The organism is Shewanella mytili (assembly GCF_046765975.1).
GTDB lineage: Bacteria > Pseudomonadota > Gammaproteobacteria > Enterobacterales > Shewanellaceae > Shewanella > Shewanella mytili.
This window is the reverse complement of record NZ_JBKOUD010000003.1, coordinates 235,497-249,022: the sequence shown is the minus strand read 5'-3', so window position 1 is coordinate 249,022 and position 13,526 is coordinate 235,497. Positions and strand designations below refer to the sequence as shown.

Below are 13,526 nucleotides of genomic sequence, written 5' to 3'. Positions count from 1 at the left end.
CCGGGGCGTTGCCGCCCCGGAAGGATAAGCGTTATCAAGCCAGTTGATCATCCGCCACCCGGTAGTTCGGATCTGCCATCAAATCCACCTCCACCATGTTGCCGGCTTTATGCAGCAGCTTGCGGCAATCTTCCGACAAGTGTTGCAGATGCAGCTGCTTGCCCAACGCGAGATAGCGTTCTGCCAGGGTGTCGATGGCTTCCAGCGCCGAGTGATCGCACACCCGGGAATCACGAAAATCAATCACCACATCATGGGTATCCTCAGTGGCATCAAACAGCTCCAAAAATGAAGCCGCAGAGCTGAAAAACAGCGGTCCTCTAAGTTGATACAGGGTTTTGCCGTCATGGGTGATGGAGCGGCTTGCCTGAATATGCTTGGCATGATCCCAGGCAAACACCAGCGCTGATACGATAACCCCCACAAACACCGCAATGGCCAAATCGGTAAATACGGTCACCACTGTGACCAGTACAATCACAAAGGCATCGTGTTTTGGCACTTTGCGCATCATGTTAAAGCTGGCCCATTCAAAGGTGCCAAGTACCACCATGAACATCACGCCCACCAGTGCCGCCAGCGGGATCATCTCAATAAAGCCGGAGGCAAACAGGATGAAGCAGAGCAGGGCCACCGCTGCCGTAAAGCCGGAAAGGCGACCCCGTCCTCCCGAATTGATATTGATCATGGACTGGCCAATCATGGCACAGCCTCCCATGGCACCGAAAAAACCGCAAATGAGGTTGCCGGTACCCTGGCCCAGGCATTCCCGGTTGCCTTGGCCCCGGGTTTGGGTCATCTCATCGACTACCGTCAATGTCAGTAGTGATTCAATCAGCCCCACGGATCCCAGAATGAAGGCATAAGGCAGAATGATGTAAAGGGTCTCCCAGTTAAGGGGGACGGACGGAATGCTAAAAACGGGTAACGAACCGGCAATGGTGGCGGCATTGTCACCACTCATGTTGCGCAGGTAATCCACAACGGTATGGGTGTCCAGATCCAGTGTGGCAACCAGCAGGGTCACAACCAAAATGGCCACCAATGAGGAGGGAACGGCAGTAGTCAGCTTTGGCAGAAAATGGATTATCGCCATGGTGAGGGCGACCAGCAATAACATGGTGATTAATGCCGGTTGTGCCAGCCACTGCATGTTGCCAGCGGCATCCTTGCTTTGGAATTGCCCCAATTGGGCAAGAAAAATCACAATGGCCAGCCCGTTGACAAAACCTATCATTACCGGCTTGGGCACAATGCGGATGAATTTCCCCAATCGGCAGGCGCCGGCGGTTATCTGCAGAAGTCCTGCCAAAACCACGGCAGCAAACAGGTATTGCACGCCATGGCTGTCAACCAGGGCTGTCATCACCACCGCCATGGCACCGGTTGCGCCGGAAATCATGCCGGGGCGCCCCCCCAGAATGGCGGTTACCAGTCCCATGATGAAGGCGGCATACAACCCCACTAGCGGCGCCGTATGGGCAACAAAGGCAAAGGCAACGGCTTCCGGCACCAGTGCCAGCGAAACGGTTAACCCGGAAAGAATGTCAGCACGGTGGCTGCGATGGTGATGGCGGATAAGGTCAAACATTAAACGGGACTTCTCGTCACTAAAAAGAAAGCCGCGCATACTAACAGAGAATGGTGATGGGGAAAAGTGTGAGAAACTTCAAAAAGAAAGGCCACGTCCCGGGACGTGGCCTTTTAATTGAAAGCTCAGCTTAACAGTTCACTTTACTGAGGTTTTGCCATTGCGGACGAGGCGGAATTACCCTGGGCATGTTTCGGGGCAATGTCGGCCTCCTGATATTCATGACCATGGGGTACGTCAACCTTGTTGCGGGCCTCAACCTGCGGCTTGGACATGCTGGCACCCACCATGGTGCTGAAGCGGCTTACCGGTGCGCTGGCAGCGGGTTCTGCCTGCACGCTTTCATCAACACTTGCCTGAGGCTTGGCGGTTGCCACTTCTGATGCCGCAGCCTTCATCGCTTTCGGCGTAACCGCAGCGGGCTTGGACATTGGTGCTGATGCTGCACTGTTCACATGCACCACTGCTGCGGCTTCTGTGAGCTGAGCCACTTCGCTGTCAACCTCTGCCGTTGCGGTGACCTCCGTTACTGGCTGTTTAACCGCTTCAGGCTGTTTGGCAGCCGTTTTTGCCGGCGCTTTAGCCGCTACTTTGGTCTCAGGTGCTGCTTTGGCTGGCGCTTTGTCAGTTTCAGCGGGGGTTGGGGCTACAGCTTCTTTGGTAACAGCTTTCACCTCAACACTTGCCTGGCGGGTTGGCGCCGGGCTTTCGGTAGGCGCTGCCTCTGGTGCCGCTTCAGCCTTTGCCGGAGCTTGTGGCTGCTGGGCGTCAGTGTTGGCTGTAGCCTGGGGTTTTGCCTCGTGTTTGGCTTGGCTGTCAACTTCTGCTGCAGCATTGGCCATCGCTGGGGCAGTGACATCAGCCACGGCTTCAGTAGTGGCAGTTTCAGCCGCATCCGTTTCAGACTGCGGGGCCGCAGCGGCGCTATCAGTCTCCTGAGGCTTTTCGGCGTGTTCAACCTGAGGTTTTTCTGCAAAGCTCATCTGCTGCTGTACCGGTGCCTTTGCTTGGCTCTCGTCAGCGGCTTGGCGCTCGTCAGTGCTCACTTGTGCACTTGTTTCAGCACTTGCTTGCGGCACGGTTGCTGGCGCTAAGGCCTGAGCATTGTCTTCAGTGGCGATGGCGTCTTTATTGCTGTCATCACGGCGGCGACGTTGTCCTGCAGCACGCAGGTGCCGCGGACTGCGACGGCTACGGCGCTGACCGTCCCGTTTGTTGTTGCCATCATCTTCGGCATCCGCTTTGGCAGGTTCTGTGGGCTGCTCAGTGCCGGTTGCTTCAGGGGTGCTGGCTGGCTCAAGGTCGCTAGCCGGCGCGGTGCTGGCCGCTACTGGCGCTTTAGCCGGTTCGGCCGGGCGTTTGTCAGCGGCAGTCTCGTTGGCTGCGTTATCAGCGGTTGCTTCCGCGATGGTGGCAACGTTTTTGGCATCAGCCGCTGTGTCTGCAACCTCGGCTTTACGGTTACGGCGAGTCGCATTTTCCTGACGTGGGCTCACGGTCTTTTCCACGTTGGCGACAGCGGCGGTGTCATCAGCGGCAGTCTGCAATTCAAGCTCATCTGCAGGCTGCTTTTCAATGCGCACCTTGCGGCGCAGATCCCGGCGTTGACGGCGTTCACGTACCACTTCCTGTTTAGGTTCAGCGGCTTTCGGCTCGGTTTTGCGCGCTGGCTCGTTTTTAGTGTCGCGGCTCTTGCGGTTGTCATCCTTGTCAGTGTTGCGGGTGTTTTTCCCGGCGGCTGGACGGCGTGACTTGTTCGCTTTGGCGTCATCAGCGGCAATGGCATTGTCATCGCTTTGCTGTGGCTTGTCGGTAGGCTTGCGCCGACGGTTGTTGCGATCTCCGCGTTCATTGTTGCGAGGCTGACGGCGTTTGTTGTCGCTGTCAGGACGTTTGGCCGTTTTGGGTTTTTCTGGCGTGGCGGCGGTTTCAGTGTCGCTGCCGGCAAACATGTTGGCCAGGGCCTTGAACAGGCGGCCAAGCAAGCCAGGCTGGCTTTGTGCCGGTGCCGCTTTTGGCTCACTCTTGCTGGTGGCGGCTTTTGCCGGCGTGGTGATCACGGGGGCTGCCGGTGTGGCAAAACCGCTCAGGGCCGGTTGTGGCGCTGCAGCGCGTTCCAGTTTGCGTGGCTCATAGAGCTGCGGTTCTACCGCTTCAACCCGTTTGTAGCTGGCTTCATCTATTTCATCATCGCTGCGATGGCGCACAACCCGATAATCCGGGGTGGTCATGTTGGGATCAGGAATGATGTACACCTCAACCTTGTGACGCTCTTCGGTAATGCGGATGGCCTTGCGTTTTTCATTCAGCAGGAACGCCGCCACATCTACCGGCACAATGGCTTCAATCTGTGTGGTGTTGTCCTTAATCCCTTCTTCTTCAATCAGGCGCAAGATGGACAGCGCCAAGGATTCGGTGCCACGGATAGTGCCCTGGCCGTGACAACGGGGGCAGATGTGTGCTGCAGATTCTTCCAGTGACGGACGCAACCGTTGCCGTGACATTTCCATCAAGCCGAAGCGGGAGATGCGCGCCAACTGGATGCGGGCCCGGTCATGCTGCACGGCATCGCGCAGGCGGTTTTCCACTTCACGCTGGTGGCGTACCGGGGTCATGTCAATGAAGTCGATAACAATCAATCCGCCCAAGTCGCGCAAGCGTAACTGGCGGGCGATTTCATCGGCGGCTTCCAGGTTGGTGTTAAGCGCGGTTTCCTCAATATCACCGCCTTTGGTGGCTCGGGCGGAGTTAATGTCGATGGAGGTCAGGGCTTCGGTGGGGTCGATAACAATGGAACCACCGGAAGGCAAGTGCACTTCCCGCTGGAAGGCGGATTCGATTTGAGACTCAATCTGGTAATGGGTAAAAAGCGGCACTTCCGCTTTGTACAGTTTCACCCGTTCCACAAAATCTGGGCGTACCAAGGCAACATGCTCTTTGGCGCGTTCATACACTTTGGGGTGATCGATAAGGATTTCACCCACTTCGCGGCGCAGATAATCGCGGATTGCCCGTACAATGACGTTACTTTCCTGATGGATCAGAAATGGTGACGGACGGCTGGCAGCCGCTTCCTGAATGGCAGCCCAGTGTTGCAGCAGGATTTTCAAGTCCCATTGCAGCTCAGCAGCGGCTTTGCCCACACCTGCGGTACGAACGATAAGCCCCATGCCATTGGGCACTTCCAGTTCTGACATGGCTTCTTTGAGCTCGGTACGTTCATCGCCCTCAATGCGTCGGGAAATGCCGCCTGCACGAGGATTATTGGGCATTAACACCAGATAGGAGCCGGCGAGGCTGATAAAGGTGGTCAGAGCCGCGCCTTTGTTGCCGCGCTCCTCTTTATCAATCTGGACAATGACTTCCTGGCCTTCGCTGACCACTTCCTTGATGCTGGGGCGCCCCTGGAAGGAGTAGCCTTTGGGGAAGTATTCCCGGGCAATCTCTTTCAACGGCAAAAAACCATGGCGTTCGGCGCCATAGTCAACAAATGCGGCTTCGAGGGAGGGTTCTACGCGGGTGATTTTACCTTTGTAAATATTGGCTTTTTTCTGTTCATGACCGGGGCTTTCAATGTCCAGATCATATAATTGTTGTCCGTCTACGAGAGCAACACGCAACTCTTCAGACTGAGTTGCATTGATTAGCATCCTTTTCATGATGACGTTATTCTTCTCAATAGGTCATCAAACATCACGTTGTCGCTGCATTACGGGCCTTGGGTTATTCATACCTGTGCCTCACGGCAGGGGTCCCAGGCGAGGAGGTGCGCATTGCTGTTAGACGCAGTCGCTGCGTGTCGCATCCTATTTATGGCTTATTTTCAATGATTACAAAAACAAGGAATTCGTTGTAAAACATCAACCAACCCCATAAATTCTTTACATTTCGTCCAGTAATGCCAATTTCAGACGTAATCGTTTGATAACTGGTTAATAATAAAATTCTTTAAAGTGCTCTGGCGTTTAATGAAGAAAGCCTAAAATACTTGTTCTTTGTTGGTTTGACTGTAAAAGCCCTATTTGTCATTCAATGCTTTTAACAACAGCCTGCAAATCAATGAGATGCTACCAAAATTTCTAAGGCAAACTTCCTGTTGACCAGAAAGTGAACAGTAACCGAATCCCCATGGGGGCGGTGTTAAGTCAATGTTCGCTGCTGAAATATAGCCGAAATGAAAAATTAGAGCAATCAAATAGCGAGACATCATGTACAATGAGGCGCTTTCTTTTATCTCGCGTGTACTATGAACAATCAAGAATCCACCATTCGACAGGTACAACTGCTGACCATCGATGAAGACAATGTCTGTCAGCGGGTTGACAATTTTCTGTTGTTAAAACTTAAAGGCGTACCCAAAAGCATGATTTACCGCATCATCCGTAAAGGTGAGGTGCGGGTGAACAAACGGCGGATTAAGCCGGAGTACAAACTGAATATTGGTGATGTGGTGCGTATCCCGCCGGTCAGGGTGAGTGAAGACAACCACCGACAGGCTCCGTCTGCCAATCTGCACCGGGTGTCTCAGCTTGAAGATCGCATTCTGTTTGAAGACAAGCATATCCTGGTACTCAATAAGCCAGCGGGCATTGCCGTTCATGGTGGCAGTGGCGTGGATTACGGTGTGATTGAGGCGTTGCGCTCATTGCGCCCGCAGCAGAAGTTCATGGAGTTGGTGCACCGTCTGGATAAAGAAACCTCCGGCGTGTTGCTGGTGGCCAAAAAACGCAGTGCCTTGCGTCATCTTCATGCCCAGTTGCGTAACAAACAGATGCAAAAAGACTATCTGGCCTTGGTACGCGGAGAATGGCAAAGCCATGATCGGGTGGTCAAGGCGCCATTGCTGAAAATCACGCTGCCTTCCGGTGAGCGCATTGTGCGGGTAAACAGCGAAGGGAAACCTTCAGAAACCCATTTTCGCATTATGCAGCGTTATGATGGGGCCACATTGGTAAAGGCCAGTCCGCTTACCGGGCGCACCCATCAGATCCGTGTGCATTGCCAGTATACCGGCCATCCCATTGCCTGTGATGAAAAATACAGCGAGCAGAAATTTGATGACAGCATGCGTGCATTAGGGTTGCAGCGGTTGTTCTTGCACGCAGCCCAGCTGCGTTTCATCCATCCTGACAGCGAAGTGACCACCGAAGTGCAAGCGCCGCTGGATGATGCCTTGCAACAACTGCTCAACAAGCTGACGCGGGTGTAACCCTTCAACCTATCCATACGAAGTGGCACTGATGAAAAATTATGATCTGATCATTTTTGACTGGGACGGCACCCTGATGGACTCCATCGGCCGGATTTTAGGGTGTTTGCGGAATGTTGCCCGCGAGATGGGCCTGCATCAACCGCCAGAATCCGCGCTGCGGGATATTATCGGCATGTCACTGGAGCAGGCCATGCTGACCTTGTTTCCCGACCGGCCCGAAACCGAGTATCCATTGCTGCAACAAAGCTACCGGGACAACTACCAGCGGCAGGCCCATATCGCCATTCCGTTATATCAGGGGATCCCTGAATTACTGAGCAGCTTGCAGCAGCAGGATTATCAATTGGCCGTTGCCACCGGGAAATCCCGTCCCGGATTAGACCGCTCCTTGGCGCAAACCGGCTTGCTGCCGTTTTTCAGCCATAGCCGCTGCGCCGATGAGGCGCACAGTAAACCCCATCCTGACATGCTGCAGCAGCTATTGGCCGTTACCGGTGTGGCGGCCCCGCGGGCATTGATGATTGGTGATTCCATGCTGGATATGCAGATGGCCCATGCCGCCGGTGTGGCGGCGGTAGGCGTCAGTTACGGGGCTCACAGCCGTGAGCAACTGCAAAGCCAGCATCCAAAGCAAATCATCAACGAACCTTTAGCCTTGCTGCCTTGGTTGCAGCAGCCTTAGGCCCCGAGCACGTCAATGCCCTTATTGGCCAACAGGCGGGTAAGGGCGATGAGTGGTAAGCCAATCAAGGCATTGGGGTCATCACCTTCCAGACGGCTGAAAAGGGCAATGCCCAAACCTTCACACATAAAACTGCCTGCGCAATAAAGGGGTTGCTCCCGAGCCACATAATTGGCAATTTGTTGCGTTGTCAGCTGGCGAAAATGCACTGTAAAGGGCACCAGTATCACCTCGGTATCGCCGCAGCGGCCATCGTGCAAGGCCAGCGCCGTATAAAAGGTGACGCTTTTCCCTGCGGCCCTGGCAAGTTGTTGCCGGGCTTTTTCTTCTGTCAGGGGTTTCCCCATGATCTGGCCATCAATGACCGCCACTTGATCTGAGCCGATGCTGAGCGCGCCAGGAAAACTGGCGCCACCGGCTTTGGCTTTACTCACGGCGAGGCGTTTTACCAGACTCTGGGCCGATTCCCCCGGCATGGGGGTTTCATCCACGTCAGGTGCGCAGGTTGTAAATTCCAGTCCCAACTTTTGCAACAAGGCGTAACGAGAGACGGATGTGGAAGCCAGCACCAGGGGAATGGCAGGCTTGATGGCAGAAAATGTAGGGGACACGGTGCTCCTTAATGATCAGCATGATCAGCTCGGCTGATACGGGGTAAGTCATGGTGTAACGGGCAAAGCGCTATAATGGTTAACGGCGGGCTAAACCGGCGTTCTCGCTTCGGGCATGCCGGTTTCCGGTGGCTCTGACGCTTGAAATTGCCGCTGTCATCGCTTTTAGCCTATTGTATCTGTTTGCGTAACGCCACGGGCGCGGTAATTTCCGTTATTTGATCGCTTTTATTTTATGCGGCAGTGGCTTGTACAGTAGCCATGCCTTGCAGTAAAATTCGTCCCCGTCAATTTCGAGTATGCGGAAGATAAGGCGATGCGACGGGAATTTATTCATGCTGGCGCTATTTTTTCTTTGACTCCGTCGGCTCCAAACTATAAGATGCGCGCCTGCTTATGCAAACAGTAAAGATACCGGTTTCAATCGATCCTATTCGTGCTGCAACCAGTCGCCTGAGTTATCAGGGGATGATATCGGCTAAAGTGCTGAAAAGATTGAACGAATTATGTGCCGGCGACTGTTCCGATGTGGCAGTGTCGCTTGAGTGCGGTGTGGATTTACAGGGGATAGTCTACCTGAAAGGGAAGGCTGTGACGGAGCTCACTCTGTTATGTCAACGCTGCATGACGCTGTTTACCACGGAGGTTACGGTCGAATTTTGCTTTAGTCCTTGTCGGACACAGGCAGAAGTCGATGAGCTCCCGGAAGCGTACGATCCTATTGAGTGTAATGAAATTGGCGAAGTTCGTCTTCATTCAATGATTGAAGATGAATTAATCCTGGCTGTGCCATTGGTACCGTCTCATGACATTGCAGAATGTCATGTGGGTTCCAACGATATGGCCGTCGGCGAGATTGAAGACGCTCAGCAAGGTCGTCCAAATCCGTTTGCAGTGTTAGAAAAACTGAAGAGCAAGTAATCCAGGAGACAGATCAATGGCTGTTCAACAGAACAAAAAATCCCGTTCAAAACGCGGTATGCGTCGTTCACATGACGCTCTGAGCACTGCTCAGCTGGCAGTAGATGCAACCACCGGCGAAGTTCATCGTCGTCATCATGTCACTGCTGACGGTTTCTACCGCGGCAAAAAGGTAGTCAACAAGTAATTTGTTGATTGTCTTATGACAGATCTGACGCTTGCGTTGGATGCTATGGGTGGCGATCATGGCCCCCGTATTACGGTGCCTGCCGCTGTGCAGGCACTCAGAATATATCCACATCTCAAACTGATCCTGGTTGGCGATGAAAACCAGATCACGCCTTTATTATCTTCGTTTAACCGCGAGATAACCGCCCGAATTTCCATCCAGCATGCTCCCGAAAAAGTGGAGATGGGGGATAAACCCGCTTTTGCCCTGCGTTGCCGCAAACAAAGTTCCATGCGTATTGCCCTGGATTTGGTGAAAGAACGCCAAGCGGATGCTTGCGTCAGTGCCGGTAATACCGGTGCCTTGATGGCCATGGCCAAAGTGGTGCTGAAAACCCTGACCGGTATTGACCGGCCGGCGTTAGTGAGCTGCTTGCCCACCATCAATCACAAGCCGGTATATCTGCTGGATTTGGGGGCCAATGTCTCTTGCGATGCTGAAACCCTGTTCCAGTTTGCGGTGATGGGGTCGGTGTTGTGTGAAGCGGTCACCAAAAAACAGCACCCTTCGGTAGCCCTGTTAAATGTGGGCAGTGAAGAGATTAAAGGGACCGGGCAGGTACAGCAAACAGCGCAGTTACTCACCCATACACCGCAGATTAATTACCAGGGTTTTATTGAAGGCAATGAAATCTACTATGGTAATGTGGATGTGATAGTGTGTGATGGTTTTGTGGGCAATATTACCCTTAAAACTTCCGAAGGCATTGCCCGGCTGCTTTTACACCAACTCAAACAGGGGTTGACCCGGGGATTTTTTATTCGCCTGCTGGCAAAAATGCTGGCGCCGAGTATTCAGTCCGTTCTGCGGCAAATGAACCCCGACCACTATAATGGCGCAAGTCTGATAGGATTGCGCGGCATCGTGGTGAAGAGCCATGGCAATGCGGATGAAGCTGCATTTTTACAGGCCATTGGCCTGGCAGTAACGGAAGCAACACGTCGGCTGCCTGAGATGATAGAACAGCGTCTCGAGTCGATACTTTTAGACATCAATAGCTGATTTCTCCTATGCATACAAAAATTCTTGGCACTGGCAGTTATCTGCCGGCGCAGGTGCGTAGCAATCAGGATCTGGAAAAAATGGTGGAAACCAGTGACCAGTGGATTGTTGAACGCACAGGTATTTCAGAGCGCCGTATCGCCGCCGGTGATGAAACCGTGGCGACCATGGGATACAACGCCGCCGTGAAAGCCATTGAGATGGCTGGCATTGACGCCAGTGAAATCGATTTGATCATATGTGGCACCACCAGTTCTGCCAACGCTTTCCCCGCCGCTGCCTGTGAAATCCAGGCCCGTCTTGGCATTGCGCCAGTACCTGCCTTTGATGTGGCCGCTGCTTGTTCCGGTTTCATTTACGCTTTGTCCATTGCGGATCAATTCGTTAAAGCGGGTAACGCCAAAAAAGTGCTGGTCATTGGTGCTGATGTCCTCTCCCGCTTTTGTCAGCCGGAAGACCGTGGCACGATTATTCTTTTTGGTGATGGCGCCGGCGCTGCCGTGGTGGGCGCCAGTGATGAGCCTGGCATTGTGGCCACTCATCTTTATGCAGATGGCAGCCAAGGAGATTTGCTCAAGTGCTCGTTTCCGCCCCGTGCCGGAGAATCCTCCGAGGCCGTGGGCTTCATGACCATGAAAGGCAATGACGTATTCAAGGTGGCCGTGACCCAGTTGTCCCATGTGGTCACTGAAACATTGCGCCTTAACCAGGTGGATAAAGCCGATATCGATTGGCTGGTGCCTCATCAGGCCAATTTGCGCATCATAACTGCCACTGCTCGCAAATTGAGCCTGTCCATGGATAAAGTTGTCGTTACCTTGAATAAACACGGCAATACCTCTGCCGCATCCGTGCCGCTTGCACTGGATGAAGCGGTGCGGGATGGTCGTATCCAACGTGGGCAACTGTTATTGCTGGAAGCCTTTGGGGCAGGATTTGCCTGGGGCAGCGCATTAATTCGCTTTTAGTCACCTGGCGTTTTACGCCGCGTGCACGCCTTGATGGCCAAAGGCTGGCAGGGCGTCATATCGTCAAACTGATTTCTTACATAAAAGGTTAATCATTATGAACAGCATTGCTTTTGTTTTCCCGGGACAGGGTTCCCAGAGTGTGGGAATGTTGGCTGACTTGCCAGAGCAATACCCAATAGTGGCAGAAACCTTTGCCGAGGCCAGTGAGGTACTGGGCTACGATTTGTGGCAATTGGTGCAGCAAGGGCCTGCAGAAACCTTGAATGAAACCGATAAAACCCAGCCAGCCTTGTTAACCGCATCCGTCGCGTTATACCGGGCATATGCTGCCAGCGGCAAAACCTTGCCAACCGTAATGGCCGGGCACAGCTTGGGGGAATATTCAGCCCTGGTATGTGCCGGAGTGCTGGCGTTTAAAGACGCCGTGAAGTTGGTGGAGCTGCGCGGACGGTTAATGCAGCAAGCCGTACCTGCCGGTAGTGGCGCCATGTTTGCGATTATTGGCCTTGATAATGACACCATCGCCAATGTTTGCCAGGAATCTGCCCAGGGTGAGGTGGTTAGCCCCGTGAATTTCAACAGCCCGGGGCAGGTGGTGATTGCGGGTGAAAAAGCCGCGGTTGAACGTGCGGCAGCGGCGTGCAAAGCTGCTGGCGCCAAAATGGCCGTGGCTTTGCCTGTCAGCGTGCCGTCTCACTGTGCCTTGATGCAGCCTGCAGCGGAAAAACTGGCCGCAGCCTTGGCAGAGATTGAATTCTCAATGCCAGCAATCCACGTGATTAATAACGTGGATGTGGCTTGCCCTCAAGATGTAGAGGCAATTAAAGACGCGTTGGTACGCCAGCTCCACAGTCCGGTTCGCTGGACGGAAACCGTTGAGAAAATGGCAGCGGATGGTGTGACTCAGCTACTGGAAATGGGGCCGGGCAAAGTGCTGACCGGGCTTACCAAGCGTATCAATAAATCATTGACTGCCCAGGCAGTGAATACTGCAGCTGCCCTTGCAGCATTAACCGAATAATAGGAGCTTTCATGAGCATCGCGATGGATTTATCCGGCAAAGTGGCATTGGTGACCGGTGCCAGCCGGGGCATTGGCAAAGCCATTGCCACCACCCTGGTTGAGGCGGGCGCCACCGTTATTGGTACGGCCACCAGTGCCAACGGGGCCGCTGCAATTGACACTTATTTGGGCGATAACGGTTACGGTTTAGTGCTGAATGTCACAGATCCACAATCTGTTGCCGATTTATTTGCGTCGATCAAAGAAAAAGCCGGAGATATTGATATTCTGGTGAACAACGCTGGGATCACCCGTGATAACTTGTTAATGCGGATGAAAGATGAAGAATGGCAATCCATCATGGATACCAACCTCACATCGCTTTTCCGGTTGTCCAAGCCTGTTTTGCGGGCAATGATGAAAAAACGCCATGGACGGATCATCAACATTGGTTCTGTTGTTGGTACCATGGGTAATGCTGGTCAGGTTAATTATGCAGCGGCCAAAGCCGGTTTGATTGGGTTTACCAAGTCTCTTGCCAAAGAAGTGGCTTCCCGTCAAATCACTGTTAATGCTGTTGCGCCCGGTTTTATCCAGACGGATATGACAGATGAGCTGACCGAAGAACAGCAACAAGCCATCATGTCCCAAGTTCCGATGGAGCGTTTGGGACAGGCCCAAGAAATCGCCAATGCCGTGCTGTTTTTGGCTTCAGATGCCGCCGCATACATTACAGGGGAAACCTTGCATGTGAACGGTGGCATGTATATGGTTTAATGGTGATTGCAGGGATCTGTCGTCAATTAGATGGTGATCTGCAATAATTGGAGCCTTAAATCGTGGTTAGACCACGAAAACGGGGCTTGCAATGTTGGTCGAATCTAATAAACTACTCGCAATCTTACGCAAGTGCGTAATTTGAATAGGAAAGAAAACTAATGAGCAACATCGAAGAACGTGTGAAGAAAATCATTGTAGAGCAACTGGGCGTTAAAGAAGAAGACGTTAAGCCAGCAGCTTCTTTTGTTGACGATCTCGGTGCAGATTCTCTGGACACCGTTGAATTGGTTATGGCTCTGGAAGAAGAGTTTGATACCGAAATTCCTGATGAAGAAGCTGAAAAAATCACTACTGTTCAGGCAGCAATTGATTACGTTTCCAAGAATCAGTAATACTGAATTCCTGAAAACAGGCGGCAATATGCCGCCTGTTTTTGTTTACACCCTTGGTTGACTCATTAAGCCTTCATAAAACATGACCCTTGGCAAAAAAATGAGTTTAACGGTGTAAAAGCACACTTCTTTC

Annotated in this window: 12 protein-coding genes; 9 read left to right on the top strand and 3 right to left on the bottom strand. The window is 52.9% G+C overall.

All coding sequences use genetic code 11. The features are described from left to right. Positions 1–34: 34 nt before the first annotated feature. Together ACIDEJ_RS05455 and rne are read right to left on the bottom strand one after the other, a co-directional pair. Positions 35–1,591, bottom strand: a complete 1,557-nt coding sequence (locus ACIDEJ_RS05455; protein WP_411987073.1) for a SulP family inorganic anion transporter — start codon at positions 1,589–1,591, stop codon at positions 35–37. A 143-nt stretch (positions 1,592–1,734) separates the two neighbouring features. After that, positions 1,735–5,250 carry a ribonuclease E gene (rne, locus tag ACIDEJ_RS05450; protein WP_411987072.1) on the bottom strand — a complete coding sequence of 1,172 codons (3,516 nt, stop codon included), beginning with the start codon at positions 5,248–5,250 and terminating at the stop codon, positions 1,735–1,737. Positions 5,251–5,837: 587 nt separating this feature from the next. Between rne and rluC the strand changes: the two genes are divergently transcribed. After that, positions 5,838–6,800 carry a 23S rRNA pseudouridine(955/2504/2580) synthase RluC gene (gene rluC / locus ACIDEJ_RS05445; RefSeq protein ID WP_411987071.1) on the top strand — a complete coding sequence of 321 codons (963 nt, stop codon included), beginning with the start codon at positions 5,838–5,840 and terminating at the stop codon, positions 6,798–6,800. Between the two features lie 31 nt (positions 6,801–6,831). Next, positions 6,832–7,485 carry an HAD-IA family hydrolase gene (locus ACIDEJ_RS05440; RefSeq protein WP_411987070.1) on the top strand — a complete coding sequence of 218 codons (654 nt, stop codon included), beginning with the start codon at positions 6,832–6,834 and terminating at the stop codon, positions 7,483–7,485. Here ACIDEJ_RS05440 and ACIDEJ_RS05435 read toward each other — a convergent pair. Continuing rightward, entirely contained in the window at positions 7,482–8,096 is a 615-nt protein-coding gene (locus ACIDEJ_RS05435; protein ID WP_411987069.1) for a Maf family protein, read from the bottom strand. The genes ACIDEJ_RS05440 and ACIDEJ_RS05435 overlap by 4 nt on opposite strands. Positions 8,097–8,492: 396 nt before the next feature. On the opposite strand from ACIDEJ_RS05435, the gene yceD reads away from it, so the two are divergent. From yceD to acpP, 7 genes are all read left to right on the top strand, one after another. Further along, complete coding sequence (gene yceD, locus ACIDEJ_RS05430) at positions 8,493–9,017, top strand: 23S rRNA accumulation protein YceD (RefSeq protein ID WP_411987068.1); 525 nt, start codon at positions 8,493–8,495, stop codon at positions 9,015–9,017. A gap of 16 nt (positions 9,018–9,033) precedes the next feature. After that, on the top strand, positions 9,034–9,204 hold the full coding sequence (gene rpmF / locus ACIDEJ_RS05425) for a 50S ribosomal protein L32 (RefSeq protein ID WP_411987067.1): 171 nt from the start codon (positions 9,034–9,036) through the stop codon (positions 9,202–9,204). Positions 9,205–9,219: 15 nt separating this feature from the next. Next, entirely contained in the window at positions 9,220–10,248 is a 1,029-nt protein-coding gene (gene plsX / locus ACIDEJ_RS05420) for a phosphate acyltransferase PlsX (protein WP_411987066.1), read from the top strand. Between the two features lie 8 nt (positions 10,249–10,256). After that, positions 10,257–11,216 (top strand): beta-ketoacyl-ACP synthase III, encoded by a 960-nt coding sequence (locus ACIDEJ_RS05415; protein ID WP_411987065.1) that lies wholly within the window; start codon positions 10,257–10,259, stop codon positions 11,214–11,216. A 97-nt stretch (positions 11,217–11,313) separates the two neighbouring features. After that, entirely contained in the window at positions 11,314–12,240 is a 927-nt protein-coding gene (gene fabD, locus ACIDEJ_RS05410; RefSeq protein WP_411987064.1) for an ACP S-malonyltransferase, read from the top strand. An 11-nt stretch (positions 12,241–12,251) separates the two neighbouring features. Beyond that, entirely contained in the window at positions 12,252–12,998 is a 747-nt protein-coding gene (gene fabG / locus ACIDEJ_RS05405; protein WP_411987063.1) for a 3-oxoacyl-ACP reductase FabG, read from the top strand. Between the two features lie 161 nt (positions 12,999–13,159). Beyond that, positions 13,160–13,393 (top strand): acyl carrier protein, encoded by a 234-nt coding sequence (gene acpP / locus ACIDEJ_RS05400; RefSeq protein WP_006081231.1) that lies wholly within the window; start codon positions 13,160–13,162, stop codon positions 13,391–13,393. The last annotated feature ends 133 nt before the right edge of the window (positions 13,394–13,526 follow it).